Origin of the sequence: Cytobacillus stercorigallinarum, from assembly GCF_014836495.1 — a bacterium.
Lineage (GTDB): Bacteria > Bacillota > Bacilli > Bacillales > Cytobacillaceae > Cytobacillus > Cytobacillus stercorigallinarum.
Genome location: NZ_JACSQT010000002.1, coordinates 194,299 through 212,736 on the forward strand (window position 1 = coordinate 194,299; position 18,438 = coordinate 212,736).

15 protein-coding genes are annotated in these 18,438 nt (G+C 37.9%); 1 reads left to right on the forward strand and 14 read right to left on the reverse strand.

The window, feature by feature from the left end:
- Window positions 1–9: 9 nt before the first annotated feature.
- From H9655_RS05515 to H9655_RS05580, 14 genes are all read right to left on the reverse strand, one after another.
- Window positions 10–1,257, reverse strand: a complete 1,248-nt coding sequence (locus H9655_RS05515; protein WP_191811748.1) for a glutamate-5-semialdehyde dehydrogenase — start codon at window positions 1,255–1,257, stop codon at window positions 10–12.
- Window positions 1,247–2,347 carry a glutamate 5-kinase gene (proB, locus tag H9655_RS05520; protein WP_191811751.1) on the reverse strand — a complete coding sequence of 367 codons (1,101 nt, stop codon included), beginning with the start codon at window positions 2,345–2,347 and terminating at the stop codon, window positions 1,247–1,249. Before proB ends, H9655_RS05515 begins: the two co-directional genes overlap by 11 nt.
- Before the next feature lie 467 nt (window positions 2,348–2,814).
- On the reverse strand, window positions 2,815–4,023 hold the full coding sequence (locus tag H9655_RS05525) for a CaiB/BaiF CoA transferase family protein (protein WP_191811754.1): 1,209 nt from the start codon (window positions 4,021–4,023) through the stop codon (window positions 2,815–2,817).
- A 36-nt stretch (window positions 4,024–4,059) separates the two neighbouring features.
- Window positions 4,060–5,223, reverse strand: coding sequence for an acyl-CoA dehydrogenase family protein (locus H9655_RS05530; protein WP_225230460.1), 1,164 nt, complete (start codon window positions 5,221–5,223; stop codon window positions 4,060–4,062).
- A 12-nt stretch (window positions 5,224–5,235) separates the two neighbouring features.
- Window positions 5,236–6,033, reverse strand: coding sequence for an enoyl-CoA hydratase/isomerase family protein (locus H9655_RS05535; protein ID WP_191811756.1), 798 nt, complete (start codon window positions 6,031–6,033; stop codon window positions 5,236–5,238).
- 343 nt (window positions 6,034–6,376) lie between these two features.
- A complete protein-coding gene (locus H9655_RS05540; RefSeq protein ID WP_191811758.1) occupies window positions 6,377–8,152 on the reverse strand; it encodes an acyl-CoA dehydrogenase family protein in 1,776 nt (591 codons plus the stop codon).
- Between the two features lie 11 nt (window positions 8,153–8,163).
- Window positions 8,164–8,574 (reverse strand): PaaI family thioesterase, encoded by a 411-nt coding sequence (locus H9655_RS05545; RefSeq protein WP_191811760.1) that lies wholly within the window; start codon window positions 8,572–8,574, stop codon window positions 8,164–8,166.
- Between the two features lie 17 nt (window positions 8,575–8,591).
- Entirely contained in the window at window positions 8,592–10,727 is a 2,136-nt protein-coding gene (locus tag H9655_RS05550; protein WP_191811762.1) for an acetate--CoA ligase family protein, read from the reverse strand.
- A gap of 3 nt (window positions 10,728–10,730) precedes the next feature.
- The gene (locus H9655_RS05555) at window positions 10,731–12,641 is read right to left on the reverse strand and encodes a TRAP transporter permease (RefSeq protein WP_191811764.1); all 1,911 of its coding nucleotides are present in this window, start codon (window positions 12,639–12,641) and stop codon (window positions 10,731–10,733) included.
- Between the two features lie 40 nt (window positions 12,642–12,681).
- Window positions 12,682–13,833 (reverse strand): TAXI family TRAP transporter solute-binding subunit, encoded by a 1,152-nt coding sequence (locus H9655_RS05560; RefSeq protein ID WP_191811766.1) that lies wholly within the window; start codon window positions 13,831–13,833, stop codon window positions 12,682–12,684.
- 40 nt (window positions 13,834–13,873) lie between these two features.
- Window positions 13,874–14,278 carry a Zn-ribbon domain-containing OB-fold protein gene (locus H9655_RS05565; RefSeq protein ID WP_191811768.1) on the reverse strand — a complete coding sequence of 135 codons (405 nt, stop codon included), beginning with the start codon at window positions 14,276–14,278 and terminating at the stop codon, window positions 13,874–13,876.
- 4 nt (window positions 14,279–14,282) lie between these two features.
- Window positions 14,283–15,452, reverse strand: a complete 1,170-nt coding sequence (locus H9655_RS05570) for an acetyl-CoA acetyltransferase (RefSeq protein WP_191811770.1) — start codon at window positions 15,450–15,452, stop codon at window positions 14,283–14,285.
- Window positions 15,453–15,672: 220 nt separating this feature from the next.
- Window positions 15,673–16,413: a 3-oxoacyl-ACP reductase FabG gene (gene fabG / locus H9655_RS05575; protein ID WP_191811772.1), complete on the reverse strand. Its 741-nt coding sequence runs from the start codon at window positions 16,411–16,413 to the stop codon at window positions 15,673–15,675.
- A 170-nt stretch (window positions 16,414–16,583) separates the two neighbouring features.
- Complete coding sequence (locus tag H9655_RS05580; RefSeq protein WP_191811774.1) at window positions 16,584–17,378, reverse strand: IclR family transcriptional regulator; 795 nt, start codon at window positions 17,376–17,378, stop codon at window positions 16,584–16,586.
- Between the two features lie 146 nt (window positions 17,379–17,524).
- Here H9655_RS05580 and H9655_RS05585 point away from each other — a divergent pair, with 146 nt between their 5' ends.
- Entirely contained in the window at window positions 17,525–18,433 is a 909-nt protein-coding gene (locus H9655_RS05585; RefSeq protein WP_191811775.1) for a LysR family transcriptional regulator, read from the forward strand.
- Window positions 18,434–18,438 lie beyond the last annotated feature (5 nt).

Genomic DNA, 18,438 nt, shown 5'->3' on the forward strand with positions numbered 1-18,438 from the left:
TACTAACAATTATTCTCTTATTTGTCCATTGCCTTCAATAAAATATTTACTTGATGTTAGTGCTTTTAATCCCATTGGTCCTCGCACATGCATTTTTTGCGTGCTGATCCCAATCTCTGCACCAAAGCCGAATTCAAATCCATCTGTAAATCTTGTTGATGCATTATGATAAACAGCAGCAGCATCTACATGATTCAAAAAGGTTGCTGCTCGACTATTATTTTCCGTTATAATCGCTTCTGAATGCTTCGTCCCATATTGACGAATATGAGTAATGGCTTCTTCGACAGTGGCAACTGTTTTAACGCTCATTTTCAAACATAAAAACTCATTGTGATAGTCTTCTTCAGTGGCTAATGTCATGTGAGGCAAGAAATCTTTCATATATTGATCACCCACTATTTCAATTCCTTCGTTCTCAATATAAGCTAAAAATTCTCCCCCGTACTTTTCCAACCATCGAGTATGAATCAAAAGAGATTCGATACTATTGCACACAGACGGTCTTTGTTTCTTCGCATTTAATACTACTTTCTTCGCCATTTCTAATTCAGCGAACTCATCAATATACATATGGCAATTGCCTGCACCTGTTTCAATAACCGGTACGGACGCCTCACGTACAACCGTATCAATCAATCCTTTTCCACCTCTAGGGATAAGAACATCAAGAAAAGATTGAAGATGAAATAATTCTTTGGCAGCTTCTCTACTTGTATCTTCAATTAATAATACACTATCCCTTGGTAACTCCGTCGATTGTAATGCGCGATGAACAGATTGGACAAGCGCACGATTACTATGTAAAGCCGTTTTACTCCCTCGTAAAATCACACAATTATTTGTCTTTAATGCTAGTGCAGCAGCATCAATTGTTACGTTAGGTCTTGCCTCGTAAATCATACCTATCACACCAAGTGGGACTGACTTTTGTTGAATAATTAGACCATTTTCCTTCTTTATTGTCTGCAATACTCGATGAATAGGATCGTCAAGTTGTACGATATCAGTGACTGCTTGTGACATTGCCTTTATTCTAGATTCATCCAGCATAAGGCGATCGATCATACTATCACTCAAATGACGACGCGCCATACTTATATCTTTTTTATTAGCTAAACGGATCTCCTCTTGATCTTCTATTAATTGTTTAGCAATTGCCTTTAATGCTTGATTTTTTTCCTCGGTCGTAGCGCCAGTTAAACGATAGCTTGCTTTCTTTGCTAACTTACCTTTTTCATATACTTCACTTGCCATTTCCCACACTCCTATTCGTTTCTAAAACTAATTTATCGCGATGAATCACTTCTTTTATTCGTTTTTTCTCAAGTGATGTTTGCATGAGAAATTGACTTGAACAACTTACTTCCCCCTTAGCAATTAGTTTATTTTCAAACCTCACTTCAACAACCTCACCTGAATGAAAACTTCCATCAATTTTAACAATTCCAGGTGATAATAGACTTCCTCCACCATGCACGAGTGCTTTTTCGGCTCCTTTATCAACATAGATTTTTCCTTTGACCGTCGAATGAAGAGCAATCCATTGCCGCTTCGTATTAATATTTTTCATTTGCTGATTAGAAAGATAAGTACCGTCTCCAGTTCCATTAAGGATGCTTATTAGTTTGTCTTCACCTTTACCAGTACCGATAAAAACGGGAACATTTAATTCCATAGCTGTTTTAGCAGCATTCAATTTCGAGTACATGCCTCCAGTACCCACTTTAGAGCCCGCACCATTTGCCGCTTTCATTTGTGCATCAGTAATTTCATTCAGAAAGTCAATTCGCCTTGCGTTAGGATACATAAACGGGTTTTGATCATATAAGCCATTAATATCAGTTAAAATCACAAGTAAATCAGCATGAACAAGCCCACTAACAAGTGCTGATAACATATCGTTATCCCCGAAAGTCAATTCCTCAATTGAAACAGTGTCATTTTCGTTAATAATCGGTATGACTTTACGATCTAACAGTTCCATAATCGTATCGTACGCATTTCTAAAGCGTACTTGATTGTTAAAGTCGGACCGAGTTAGTAAAATTTGCGCTGCTAAAGTGTCAAAATTCAATAAGGCTTCCATGTAACTTTGAATTAATAACCCTTGACCGATAGCAGCCGCAGCTTGTTTCCCTTTTAATGTAATGGGACGGGAAGAATAACCTAATTTTCTAAAACCTGCTGCTACTGCTCCCGACGATACGACAATCACTTCATGACCCATCCTCTGTATTTTTGCAAGTGCTAATATATGATCAGTAAATTTATAACGGTCAATCTCTCCTCTTTCATTTGTTAATGAACTGCTACCTATTTTAACGATGATTCTTTTCTTCCCCATACGATTCATTCCTTTTAAGAGCAAGAACATCCATACGTTTAATGTCTTTTCTTCTCTTTTTAAAATAAAAAACCTAACTCAAGCCTTAATACATAAGGACGAGTTAGGTTTCGCGGTACCACCTTAATTGAATGCAACTTTTCTGAAACATTCCACTTTCATGAGTTAACGTCTCAATCACCGCTGATGGTTTTCATCAGACTATAGAGGCAGGTTCAATAGGTTGAAACATGGTGGAATCTTTCAGCTGATAAACCCCACTCTCTTTCATGCCAATTCCTATTTACTAGCCCTCTTTCAATCGTTCAGCTATTATTTTAATACTTTCTTCAATTAAAACGTTTCAATATTAAAACTATTATAGCAGATATCTTTCTCTTGAAAAGTATTTTTTTATCATAGTTGATGAAAATATTACCACATGAAAGAAGAGCGCAGAAATAAATGGTAAACTATTTACTTTTTATTCAGTTATTTTTCATCAGCTGCAATGCAATTACTTGATTGGATGAAAGTTCTTCTATTCTTTCTTGCGTATAGCCTAACGATTGTAAGACGCACTCCGTATTTTCCCCTAGTTTTGGCGGTGCTGTTTTCACCTCAGGTGTAGATTTGCTTAGATGAAAAGGGAGTCTTGGTAAACGTAAATCTTCAATTGTATCATGTGTTACCTGTTGCCACATGCCAAGGGCTTCTGTCTGTTTTGCATCAATGACTTCAGATATTTTCTTTACTTTGGAACTTGGGATACCCGCAGCGTTTAATTCCGTTACCCAATAGTCAGCCGTTTCCCTTTGAAGTATCAGTTCCATTTTTTCTTTTAGGATGAATTGGTTTTTCACACGATTTTTATTATCTATAAATCGCTGATCTGATAGCCACTCTATACTATTTAAAACCCGACATAATCTTTCAAATAACGATTGATTGGAAATGCCAATCATAATATACGTATCACTCGCCAAGTAAGCACCATAAGGAGCGAAAGCCGTGTGACCAGAGCCGTTTTTCTGTGGTTCCTCTCCTGTCGCTAAAAAGGAAAGCATATGATAACTACTCCAAAATAAACCTGTTTCGTATAAAGAAGTAGAAACAAATTGCCCTTCACCTGTTTGCTTTCGATGCAAAAATGCAGATAGAATACCAATTGCACCCCACATTGCACTTCCTTGATCTAAAATAGAGACAGGTACTCTCGCTAGTTCAGCATTTTTTGCTCCGTTTATGCCCATGATACCTGTTTCTGCTTGAGCAATAGCATCATAGCCCGGTTGCAACTTTTGCGGTCCACTTTGGCCGTATGCTGATAATGAGCAATAGATGATTTGTTTGTTTATTGCCTTCAATTGAGCATAGCCTAACCCCATTTGCTCAGCTTTTCCTTGCCGGAAGTTTTCCACGAATACATCTGCCGATTCAACAAGATCATAAACGATTTGTTTCCCATCTTGTTTCTTCAGGTTGATGACAACCGACTCTTTATTTCGATTAATATGAAGAAAATATACGCCTTCACCACTCATAAAGGGCCCCATCCCCCTGGCGTCATCCCCCGTACCCGGACGTTCAATTTTAATAATTTCTGCACCTAAGTCCGCTAGAATCATTGTTAAAGTTGGACCGGAAATATTAGTTGTGACATCAATGACTCTCATGCCTGCTAAAGGTCCCGTCATCCTTATCCCTCCCTGTAGTAAAAGAAATGGTACAAGTTAATAAGACCTTGGTAATCCCAATACATGCTGTCCGACAAAGCTTAACACTAAGTTATTGGCAATAGGGGCAACCTTAAATAATCTCGCTTCTCTAAATTTCCGTTCAATATTATATTCTTTAGCAAAACCATAGCCACCGTAAGTATCCATTGCCGCATTTCCTGCATTCCATGTCGCTTCAGAAGTAAGGTATTTAGCCATATTTGCTTCTGCACCGCAATTGACTCCCTCATCAAATAATTCAGCCGCCCTATCTCTCATTAGCTTTGCTGCTTGTATTTCCATATACGCCTTACCAATCGGAAATTGTACACCTTGATTCTGTCCAATAGGGCGATTAAAGACCACGCGTTCATTAGCATACTGCACTGAGCGATCAATAAAGTATAAACCGTCTCCAACAGATTCTGAGGCAATTAATATTCTTTCCGCATTCATACCACTAAGAACATATTTAAATCCTTTACCTTCTTCACCAATTAAGTTTTCTACAGGAATTTCAGCATTTTCAAAGAATACTTCTGTTGTCGCATGATTAATCATTGTATCAATTGGACGAATGGTTATTTTATCACTTTGTTCTTTCATATCTAGTATGAATAAACTTAAGCCGTCTGTTTTCTTCGCTACAGCTTCTTTTGGTGTGGTTCTTGCTAGAAGTAGCATTAAATCAGAATGCTCAGCTCTAGATGTCCAAATTTTCTGTCCGTTAACTATATATTTATCTCCTTGCTTTTGGGCAAAAGTTTCGATACTCGTTGTATCACTGCCAGCTGTTGGTTCAGTAATCCCAAATGCTTGGAGCCTTGCTTCGCCACTGGCGATTTTCGGGAGAAATCTTTGTTTTTGGTCTTCACTACCATGCCTTAGGATGGCACCCATTGTATACATCTGGGCGTGGCAAGCACCCGCATTCCCACCTGAGCGATTAATTTCTTCTAACACGATACTCGCTTCCGTCATTCCCAAGCCAGCTCCGCCATATTGTTCTGGAATAAGAACGGAAAGCCAGCCCTCATCTGTTAAGGCTTGAACGAAACTTGTTGGATATTCTCCCCTTTCATCCGTTTCTTGCCAATACGTTTCCGGAAATCTCTCACATAAAGTTTTCACACTTTTTCTAATCATGTCATGTTCAGTATTGACTTTCGTCTGTGCCATTTTTACCCTCCTTTATTTTCCTTGCCATTGTGGTTTTCTTTTTTCATTAAAAGCATAAATTCCTTCTAAACGATCGCTAGAATTAGCACAACGATAATATGCTTCTAATTCTAGCGCGATTCCCGTAGATAAATCGCAATCTGCTCCTTTATTAACAACTTTCTTTATTGCCTTTAATGAAAGTGGAGCATTTTCAGCAATTTCTGAAGCCAACTTAATCGTTTCTTCTAATAAATTTTCTTCTCTGCAAACTTTATTCACGAGTCCATATTTTTCAGCTTCTATAGCACTGATTCTTTTACCGGTAAATAAAACTTCTTTCGCTATCGCAAGTGGTAACACTCTTACGGCCATTTGTGTGCCACCAATTCCCGGTATAAGACCGAGTTTCGCTTCAGGTAAACCGAATGAAGCGTTTTCATTTGCTGTGCGCATATCACAGCTTAGTGCAATCTCCATACCGCCACCCAGCGCATAACCATTTACAGCACAAATAACGGGAAAAGGAAACTCTCGAATTAATTCAGTTACTCTTTCAAAAATATCATGTTGCTTTTTCCAGTCACTTTGGCTCATACCGTTTCGTTCTTTTAAATCAGCTCCAACACAAAAGCTTTTATCTCCCTCTGCTGTTAAAATAATGACACGTAAATCTGGATCATATTTTAAGCTTTCTAAACTTGATACGATTTCACTTGCCATTTTTGTATTCAGTGCATTCATTGATTGTGGACGGTTTAAACGTAAAATAGCAATTTGATTATGATGGATTTTTTTTAGGCCAATCGTTTCATATGTCTCAACCTTCATTTATATCCTCCTTTTTGCCTTGAATGAGCATTAATTTCATCCTCAATCATGGCCATAGTTGTTCTTGGTTTAGTATGATTCAAAAAAGAAAGGGGAGCGAATACATGCTCATTTTTCGCCAAATGTCATAGATGGACTTGTGGAGATGTATGGTGCATTCCCATTCAGTAACTTAGAGGGTCGTTTTAAGTGATATTTTAATGGCTTGCTAGAAAACTTACATTAGTCAGCGAAGCTTCTCGCTGTTTCTCTCGAGTGATATTGTTCGTCTTCACTCTGCTTAATAATGGTTATCTATAGGATACTGTATCCAATTTTTAATTGCAATATTTTTTAGAATTTTCTATTTACTTAAATACTCATTAAAAAGAGAGATCGCTGATCTGGGGATCATTACCCAATTGATAACGTCTTCCCCCCATTGCCATACACTTTCGTGAAAACATCGACTTTTACTTTCTCGGAAATGCAGATGATAATAATAACAAGCATTAAAATATTTTCTATAACTTCTTGTTTTCTTCCTTTCGATTTCAGCTTCTTGTAATAATAAGCAATTCGCTACTAAATAATAAATGTGTTGCATAATAGAAATAGCTTCCATCTCTACATCTGTAGGGCTAACTTGCCCTATTAAGTTAAGATCTTCCTCTAATCGATGGATATTTGTTAATAATTTCTTTTTCAATGGGGTAAAATCAACAAATGTCACTTCATTTAAAATCGTTTTCATTGTTTCTATTAACACCGTATTTGCCTTATTTTTTGTTATTGCTCTTAAAACATCCAAGGCGACAATATTCGTCGTACCTTCCCATATTGACCCTAAATGAGCGTCTCGAACAAGTTTAGCATTTGCCCATTCTTCAATATAACCATTGCCACCTCTCATTTCCATCGATTCTCCTGCAATCACTCTTGCTTGTTTGCAAATTACACCTTTTAACAAGGGTGTTAACAACCTTAGCATCGTTTTTGCTTTCTCGTCCTTTTTAGATTCGGTCAAATCATACATATATGCTGTATAAAGTGACATGGATGTCGCCACTTCTGATGTTAGCATCATTTCAAATAATTGTTTCTGCATGAGAGGAAGTTTCGCTAATGGTTTTTCAAATGCAATTCGTCCTCTAGTTGTATATAAAGCTTCTAAATAAGAGCGCCTAATGAGACCTGTAGAACGGACACTATTTGATAACCTTGAAGCGTTGACCATTGACATCATTTGTTTAAACCCATGATCAAGTTCACCGACTAAGTAACCAATCGCCCGCTCAAAAGTTACTTCTCCTGAGGCCATTCCTTTTGTCCCTAATTTATCTTTTAATTTATTGATCGTATAATGATTTCTTTCTCCACCTGGTATGATTCTTGGTACTAAAAACATGGCCAATCCTTTTGTTCCTTCTTTTGCATCTATTGGTCTAGCTAAAACAAGTGCTACATCAGCACTAACATTCGAACAAAACCATTTATCCCCCGTGATGAACCATGCATCTCCATTAGCTTCTGCTGTTACTGAATTGGCACCAACATCCGATCCGCCTTGCTTTTCTGTCATAAATTGAGCAGCGGTCATTCTATTACTCTTCGTACTAATTAATTTGGATAAATATTCTTCCTTCAGCTCTAAACTTCCATAATCTTCCAAAATCTTCGCAGCTGAATCCGTCATACTCATCGGACAACATAAGCCAAATTCAGCTTGAGCAAATACATACCAAAAAGTATATTTCATCACTTTATTAAAAACCTCTTTAGACCCCATGACACCACTGCGATGACTCATGGCAACCAACCCGAATTCTTCATAACCGATTTCCTCGAGACGTGAATAGGATGAATGATAATTAACATCATTTATTCGTTGTCCCCGCTTATCATACATTGTTAATGTCGGTGGATGTCTGTCCGCCTCTCTCGAAAGCGGATCGATTTCATTACTTGCTCTATCCCCTAACTCCATTAACTTAGCTTTAAATAATCGATAATCATCGTTTGCATAGTGTGCTAATAAAAAATGAATATGGGGATCTGATAAGAAATAATTGATTTCTGTCGGTTCTGGCATGCCACCTTTTATCGGTTCCGGTTGAGGTACTTTAATAGACTCATCCATAAATCCCCCTCCTAACTTATCCGCTGTTTAACAGAAAAGGTACCTAGCGCTTTTGCAACAACACTTCCATCTTCCTGAGTTAGGATAGACTCAACATATTGGATTCTTCTTCCTTCGTGTATCATTTTCGCTTCTGCATACAAGATGCCTTCTTTAACTGGTAATAGAAATTGAGTGGTTAATGAAATTGTCGCAACTTTAACATCTTTCATTGAGCGAATAGTGACCCCTATAACCGAATCCAATAAGGAGGCAGTTGCGCCTCCATGAACCACACCATTAGAGTTTAAATGTTGTTTTTCTACTGCCATCTTAATGCGCGCTCTTCCTGCTTCCAATTCATCCATCGTAATACCAAGAAGCTGCCAATAAGGAGATGTATGAAACTCATTTTCTAGCCAATGTAAGTATTCATTCTTCATAATAGAGATTTCTCCATTCATAAGGATTCTATTAAATGATCAATTTTTTCATCCCAAACGATGACACCATCTAAGGCAAGCACACCTTCTCCTTCTTCAAGCACAAGAAGAGGGTTGATATCCATCTCTTTTAATCTACCTTTTTGATTAGCAGCAAAATGAGATATCTTCTCTATCGCTCGAGCTAATGCATGAATGTCATGTCTGCATTTTCCCCTAACTCCTTGCAAAATGGCATAACCTTTTAATTCCGTTAGCATCTCCATTGCATCCTCCTTACTGACTGGGGCTTTTCTTAGCGAAACATCTTTTAATACTTCAATAAATATCCCGCCTAGTCCACAGACAATAATGGCACCAAATTGTGGATCCTCTTTCACGCCAATGAAAAATTCTACGCCTTCTTGCTTCACCATCTCTTCCACAAGAAAGCCATCTATCTGTGCTTCTTTATCATATTTCTTGGCATTTTCTGATATCTCCTTAACCGCTAATGCTAATTGTTGTTCATTCTGTATATTAACAATCACACCTCCTGCATCCGTTTTATGAAGAATATCGGCAGAAATGACTTTGCACACCTTAGGGATATCCCAGTCTACTTTCATTGTCGCTATCTCGTCTATCTTATTGATAAGTACGCCTTTAGGTGTGCGGATGCCAAAGTTTGATAATAAATGTTTGACCTTTACTTCAGTCCAAATTCGTTCTTTTATTTCCTCACGTTTATACATGTTTTCAGCTGTTACCTGCACATCATTCACCGTCTTTGTTGAATATTGTACTAGTACGCTTAGTGCAACCATTGTTTCATAAGATGTTTTATATACTGGGATATTATTTTGTTGTAAATACCTTCTTCCTTTTCCTGTTAATTCATCGGTGCCAGTAATCGTCACGAGTATCGGTTTATCTGTTTTTGCGTCTATTTCCGCTATTGCTTTGCAAATATTAAAGCCTAATTCGCCTCCAAATGTCGTTTGAAAAACAATGCTGTCTATTGTTGTATCCTCTAATAAAATTTTCAATGTATCGGTTAGGATATGTTGTTCTTTTAAACTTTGCGCAGTCACATCAATCGGATTCATTGCAGAACCGTAAGTAGGGATTAAATCTGCTACTTTTCGCCTAGTTTCTTCAGCTAAAGTAATCATATTAAGCTGTAAATCTTCACTATAATCAGCCATTGCAATACCTGCAGCTCCAGAATTAGAAATCGTTACCACTCGATTCCCAGCTGCCCTTTTTTGATTCAAAAAGACTTTGACTGTTGAGATTAAGTCATCAATATCATTCACTGTAATAATGCCATATTGTTTAGCGATGGCTTGATAGGTTTCGTCAGAACCAGTCATTGAGGCTGTGTGTGATAAAGCTGCTTTCTGTCCTAATTTTGACCTTCCAGCTTTCAGCATGATGAGTGGTTTATTTTTTTCTTTTGCGGCTTTCGCTAATCGAATGAATTGTTCCCCATCAGGAATACTCTCTAAATAACCAGTAATGATTGATGTCTGCTCATCATTTACCATATAGTTCATTACATCAAGTGTCGTAATATCCATCTGATTACCTGTATTTACAACATAGGAAAACCCAATATTTTCTTCTTGTGCCATCCCAAATAATGAAAAGCCGATCGCTCCACTTTGAGAAGCAAACCCGACTGGTCCAGAAATAAATGGCCGGTCTGTTTCAAACGAGGTAGCAAAACCCATTGGTAGTGATAAATGAACATTTAATAAGCCGACACAGTTGGGACCAAGAATATGAATATTTGCTTCCTTTGCCTTTTCTAATACTTTGTTCTGTAGATTTGAACCTTCTTCTCCTATTTCTGCAAAACCTGAGCCGAATAGAACAATATTTCTAATCGCCTTTTGTTTACATTGATCGATGATGGATAACATTCTTTTAGCTGAAACTGCAATTAATGCAACATCAACGGATTCCGGAATATCAACTAAAGATGGGTAACATTTGTAACCACCAATCTCGTCATATTTAGGGTTAACAGGATAAATGTTTCCTTTATAATGATGGTGAATAAGATTTTTAATCGGTTTACCACTAATGGATGTAAAATCTTTTGATACGCCTACAATAGCGATTGATGCTGGGTGAAGAAATTTTTGTATCGCTTCATTTTTATCCATTCGTTATACCTCCAGTTCATTACCTTGATTATAATTACTTCTATTTCTACGCCATTTAAGTACATAAAGACATATAGCTATCACGGTTCCCCCGATAATAAATGACCACATCGGAACAAACATTATCAGACCAGCAACAAATAGAATGATTCGCTCTGCCACAACTAAAGTGCCAGCTCCCACAAGATAACCTTCCAGAGCAAAGGAAATGCATGCAATCCCTATAATGGCAACAATTATACTGATGACCGTCTCCCACGGATCTCCGCGCCCAATCAATATGGCTGGATTATAAATCATGAAGAAAGGGACGATAAACTTTACTGACCCTAACTGGACAGATTGAAAAGCTGTTTTCATCGGACTTGCTCCTGCTATACTTGCTGTAGAAAAGGCAGCTAATGCTACTGGTGGCGTGATATAGGAGACAGTTGCCCAATAAACAACGTATAAATGTGCTGCAATTGGATCTACACCGACTGCAACAAGTGCCGGTGCCATAATTACTGCTAAAAATACATATACAGCGGATACAGTCATACCCATCCCTAAAATAAAGCAGGTAAGTGCTCCACCAATTAAGATTAAGAAAGTATTATCACCCGCAGCAGCCACTAATTCACGTGAAAACGAAAACGATACTCCTGTAGCGGACAACGCACCAACAATAAAGCCTACCCCAGCAATAATCACAACGATATCAGTTAAAACCTTTCCTATATTCACAACCATATTCGCTAGGTCTTTACCTGACATCCTCGTTGATTTCTTTATCATGGCAATGAGTAACAATACAGCACTCGCATAATAAGGTGCTTGCCCTTCTGAGTTTAGTACTGCTAAGAAGAAAATCATGACAACGATTGAGAAGATATAATACCAACCCTCTTTCAATGTTTTCCAGAAAGGTGGTATTTCCGAAACAGACATCCCTTTCAATCCATTTTTGGCAGCATATCCATCAATTTGAATAAATAAGCCAAAATAATAAAGAAATGCTGGTACTGCAGCGGCTAAAGCGATTTCATAATAAGGAACCGCTAAAAAAGAGGCCATGATAAAGGCTGCCGACCCCATAATCGGTGGTGTAATCGTACCTCCTGTAGAGGCTGTCGCCTCAATAGCTGCTGCATAATGCGGTTTATAACCTGTTTTCTTCATTGCCGGTATGGTCATTGCACCAATTGTCACGGCATTTGAAACGGCACTACCACTCAACATGCCAAAAAACGCACTCCCTACAACGGCAACCTTCGCTGAACCCCCCCTTGTTTTGCCAAAGATAGAAAGAGCGAGGTTGAAGAAAAAGTCACCGCCTCCAGTTTTCGTAATGACTACACCAAAGACTAAAAATCCAAGTAATAAATTTCCTATCGTTGTATAAGCAATACCAAAGACGCTATTAGAACTCATGATGTGATTTCTCGCTAACGTAAGAAAATCATAAGACTGTCCTTGGAGCAATTCTATCGGGATGACTCCTGCAATAAGCGGATACAGTGAGATTACTAGACAAATCATCGCTAAAACAAGACCGGCCGTTCTTCTAAGAGCTTCAATAATTAGCCCCCAAAGAAGAATTGAGGCAATTGTCGGTAAAATGGGAGCCTCCCAATCCCATCCCTCAATAATAATCCGTTCACCATTCAAGCCAATGGCGATAGCAATGATTAGGGATAATAAAAAACAGGCTATATCATACCATTTAATTGAAAGATCCGTTTTCTTTGCGGGGAACATAAGATAAGCGCTAGGGAGAAAACATGCTAATAATAAGATCATATAAGCATTTTGGATTGGATTTATGCCAAATAATTCAAGATAGAATAACATGTTTACAGATAAGAAAATGCCTATTAGAGTAGAGCTAATAATGATCGTTTTCCAAAAAGTGTTTAAACGTGACTGCATCATAGACTAAACTCACCTCACATTTTAAGAATGGATGGTTATCTTATTTCTTATTGACAGTTTCTCGGTTTTGCAACCAGAGCGCTTCGAATTCCTCATCTGTTAAATCTTCTTTTTCAGCGTATGCAACTGTTTTATCCCACACTTCTCTTAACTCTTCGTACCGTTCAATTAATTGATCATTTTTTTGTTGTTTCTCTTTACTCCATAAACCTTCTTCTTTAAAGAACCGGATGACACCGTCGTGAAACGGAATCCCTTTTGGCTCTGTTAAAACTTCATCTTTACCATATAGTGCTAGATTAGGTAGTGCATCGCTATATAGATGGAAAGAATCATTTAACGATTTAATAAACTGGTAGACTGCCTCTTCACTTTGATCTGCGTATCCCCCAATTAAATAGCCATGGCCCATGACATTGAAACCTTTTTCCATCCCTGCTCCTTGCTTTGAATGAATAGGAAATAACCATGCAGCCACTTCCTCTACTCTTGCCCAACCTTCATCGTCACCTTTATCCATTTCCAGCCAACGAATCCCGCCTTTACTATGGGCTTCAAACATTGTAGATGCAGTCGGATTAATACCAGCAACATCAATTTGTCCTTGGATAAGCGCTTCTCCTTGTCCTGAATAGGAAGTGATTTTTACGGGCTCTACATCATCCCAAGTTAAACCAGCGAAGGCAAGCATCGCTTCATTTTTCAAATTGACGGAAGTGTTTCCTGCGATTATTGGAATCTTCTTTCCTCTTAAATCTTTGAGAGTTTGTATATCTGAGTTTTCTCTCACAGCAAATCCGAATTGGCTAATGGGTGCCCAATAAGCACGAACATCTTGCGGTCCCCATTTTTTTGAAGTGAATTCTTCTGTCCCTTCAAATGCCAGTTGAATTTCATCTCCAACTTTTCCTACAGAAGCAATTTCACGCCTTAAAGGTACCATCCTTCCAACACCACTTGCAGATGGTAGCATTCTCACTTTTGTATCATATTTTTCTGTTAGCACATTCGCAATAGCTGACATTTCTGCATAACCACCAGAACCTACATCATATACACTCCACGTCATTTGATCAGCAAGACCCGATTCATCTGCAAGCAACGAAGCTTGCGAAGCGGAGCTACATCCAGCTATAAGAAAACATAGTATTAGCAGCAGGACTAATGGAAGCATTTTATTCCCTTTTTTCATGTAATAACCTCCCATCCAGATATGGCAAATGAACACTATCTTATACAGGCGTAAACATGGGTAGAGCCATCTCTCCGACTTTTTGAAAGACGACCTTTACTTTTTGGTTGCAATGAATGGCTTCCATATCCGTATCAATAATGTTCGTCATCATCCTAACCCCTTCTTCTAGCTCGACGAGGGCAACACAATAAGGTAAATCGCCCTTAAATGCAGGACCACCAGCTCTTCGCGCAATCGTATAAGAATAAATCGTACCCTCTCCGCTTGCTTCAACCCAAGTCACGTTTTCCTCTCCACAGTGAGGACATAGAATACGTGGGTAAAAGATATGCAAAGAGCAACTTTGACATTGTTGAATGAATAATTTGTTTTTCTCGCACCCTTCCCAAAAAAATTTCGAATCATTATCAATAATTGGTAATGGCTTCATTATCTCATCCATCTGTTTAGTCCCTCCCTAAAATGACGACCGATGTTGAGGAAAGTGTTCCCCCTGTTCCATTCACAAGTCCTATTTTTGCTTCTTTCACTTGTCTCTCTCCACACTCACCTCTTAATTGCCTTACCGCTTCAATAATTAAAAAGATACCGTACATGCCTGGATGTGCGTATGAAAGGCCCCCACCGTTCGTATTCATTGGAAAATCACCGCCCGGAGCTGTACGTTGATTCTTCACAAAATCGCCACCTTCACCACGCTTACAAAAACCTAAAGATTCTAATGTGAGCAACACCGTAATCGTGAAAGAGTCATAGATTTCAACAAAATCAATGTCATCATGGCCAACACCGGCCATCTCAAACGCTCGTTTACCTGATTGTGCAGCAGATGTCACTGTTAAGTCAGGCATCGCCTGAATAGACCAATGACTATGTGCCTCACCTTGACCAAGAATCCATACCGGTTTTTTTCGACAATCCTTTGCTCGCTCAGGTGATACAAGTACAACGGCTCCTGCTCCATCTGTTACCAGACAGCAATCTAGTAAATGAAGAGGATCTGTAATCATCGGTGATTGCAACACATCCTCAATGGATATCGTATCCCTTTTTGTCGCAAAAGGATTTAATTGCGCCCATTTTCTTGTTGCAACTGCTATCTCGGCTAAGTCTTCATTCGTTGTTCCGTATTGATGCATGTGGCGATTTGCCGCCATTGCATAGGCACCAGCTGGTGAAGGTAAGCCAAAAGGTGTTTCATATTGTGCAGTAAACGTAGGTGGCCTTCCTGCTAAAGATCGTGATCTCTCTGATTTCTGTGTACTTCCATATAAAATTAATGCCACTTCACAAAGTCCTGCTTGAATGGCAGCTGCAGCATGGCCAATATGAGCTTCAAATGAAGAACCACCGATCTGTGTAGAATCTGTATAGTTTGGCTCAATCCCCAGATATTCTCCCATGACAACAGAAGGAAATGTACCAACACCGGGTACTCCCCATAGACCAGCAACAAACAGACCATCTACATCAGACTTTGATAAACCTGCATCATCTAATGCTCGTTTTGCTGCAATTGCTTGAATTTGCATGACGGATAAACCGTCTTTTACTTTCCCATCTTCAAGCTCAATGTCACCTACTCCAACAATGGCAGCAGCGTTTTTAATTGACATAGTAACCCTCCATCTATGCATTTATTTGTGGAAATTCATATGAAAAGTAATAACTAATGAATTGGTAGGAATATGTTTTTATTAATGGGTTTGGTCATTACAAAGAAGTTAAAAGAGAGTATTTCAAGATGTATCTTTGTTGAGGATGTTGTTTTGTCATTTTGTATGACTGAGAAGAGATGTTAGTAATTATCAATTTATTTTCTTATTGTGCAATCGCTTACATATATCTGCCACCAGTTACTTCAATTACATTCCCAGTGATATAATCTGCGTAATGAGAGCTTAAGAAAACGACAGCTTTAGCAATATCAAGAGGTTGACCTACTTTTTGCATCGGTATTTCAGCTATTTTCAACTCCTTTAATTTGTCAGGAATGGCTTTGGTCATATCTGTTTCGATAAAACCGGGTTGTATGGCGTTAACATTGACCTGGAACTTAGCTAATTCTTTTGCTGCGGCTTTCGTCATGCCCACAATTCCTGCCTTTGCGCCTGCGTAATTCACTTGCCCCATATTACCAACTTTACCGGCAATGGAGGAGATATTAACAATCTTTCCCTTTTCTTGTTTTCTCATATGAAGTGCCGCGGCTTGCATACATAAGAATGTCCCTTTCATATGTACTTGAATCACTTGGTCAAATTGCTCTTCTGTCATTTTATGAAGCATTGCATCACGTGTAATTCCGGCATTATTAACAAGCACATCTATATCACCAAAATGACTAATTGTCTTTGAGAAAAGTTCGTCCACACTTTCTTTTTTGGCAACATCTACTTTTACTGCTAATCCCCTTGATCCAACCTTTTCGATTTCATTCACGACAGATTCACATGCCTCTACATTCAAGTCACCAACGACTATTTGAGCACCATGTTGAGCTAATAAAAGACTAATCTCTCTACCGATTCCCTTTCCAGCGCCAGTGACTATCGCTACTTTATTCTTTAAGTCCATTAAACTACCTCCCATTCGAAAATATGATATGTACTAAATTTTATATATTAAAAAAATTTTTGTCAATGAAAAATTAGAAAATTAAGATTATTTAACCATATTCGATAATTCTCAGCAAAAAAGACATTATTACTCCTTATCTTCTGACTGAATAATAATGTCTGTTCTAATTAGACTAAACGGCTTTCTCCACCTAATTTAATTGTAATTTCACTGGCAATTCCCTTTACTAGTTCACCAATTCTTTCTGCTTCCGCTCCTTGCAACTGACTGGTTAAGCCAACTAACGAAATGGACATCTCCACTTTATTCGTATTATTAAAGATCGGGGCAGCAATGCCAATTAAACCATCAATATATTCCCCATATGAAATGGCATATCCTTTTATTTTTATCCTCTCTAACTCTATTAATAATTCTTTCATTTCGTTTTCCGATAAAGGGCGAAGACCATCATTATAATCAATTAACCGTTTTGCTTCTTCTCGCCTGAGATTAGCTAACAAACACTTACCATAAGCACCATCTACAATTGAGAAATGTCTTCCTACAGATACATTTATTCCAAATTGTTCTGCTTCAACCTTCGCAATGATGGTCGATTTTTTTTCACCAATTCGATTGACGAGAAAACTCGTTAATCCTGTTTCTTCTGTTAATCTTTCCAAATAAGGCATAATAACAGATAAGTCTAATATATTTTCTTTCGCTCTTTCTCCTAAAACGACTAAATAGGGTCCAAGACTATATCTTTTCGAACTTTGATCATAACGTACAACCGATAGCTCTTCTAGTTTTTGCAGAATGCGGTAACATGTTGTTGGCGTTAATGATAAAGCATTAGCAATCTCAGTTAAGTTACTTTTACTAAACTTTTTTCGACTTAATAAAGTAAGGATTTTAAATGCGCTGTCGACTGCAGGTACATTATATTTTCTCTTCGCCTTCTTTACATGCTCATCCATCTCTTCTACTCCTTCATTTTCCTATTATCCGTAATTTTATATACAAAAAAATTTTTTGTCAATGAAATTTTAGAATGATAATAAATTATCTGATATCTATATGATAAAATAGTGGCAGCAGGAAAACATGTAAGGAGCGTTAGTAGATGGATATTAAACAATTAGAAGTATTTCTATCAGTCTATAAACATCATAACTTTTCTAAAGCTGCTGAGGAATTATGTATTTCACAACCAACTGTTAGCTCTCAAATTAAATCTTTAGAAGACCAATTAGGACTGCAATTATTCAATCGAAAAAATAAAGCATTAGGTAACTTAACTGAAGCCGGAAAAATTCTTTATCCCTATTCCACACAAATTCTTTCATTACTAGAAGAGGCTGAAAAATCACTCACTCAATATAAAGAAGGGGATAAAGGTTCCCTCTCTCTAGTAACTTCTGATTCATTTTGTTACTGGATCTTACCAAAAATTTTAGAAAGCTTTCACATTTCCTATCCTGCAATTGAAATCATACTGCATACGGCTTTTACACCTAAAATGATCGATATGCTCTATCATCGTGAAGTGCATTTTGCCATTGCACGTTCCGCTCAAAAAGAGTTTATAGAAGAAGATTTAATCAGCCATCATATAGGACAAGATCCTATTGTCCTCGTTGCCTCAGCGAACAATCGCTTAACAAATATTCCAAGTCCACATTTAAGTGACTTAGCTGATGAAACCTTCATTGTTTATGGGAAAGAATCAAACTATTGGCAACAAATCGAACAAAAGCTTTCTTCCTATGATTTTCATATGAGAACAGGCATGGAGCTTAATGACATCAATGCAACGAAAAAAATGATTGAGATCAATCTCGGGATATCTTTCTTGCCAAGTATTTCAGTGCAAGAAGAAATTGAAAATGGTAAACTCCGCGTCATTCCGATAAGTGAGGACCTAGATTTGTATCGTCACTCTCACCTTGTTTACCATCAAGATACCGTTATAGCGGGAGGGATACAGAAGTTTTTATCGTTTGTCACTGAACAGAAGCCCTATTTAATTTAAATGCA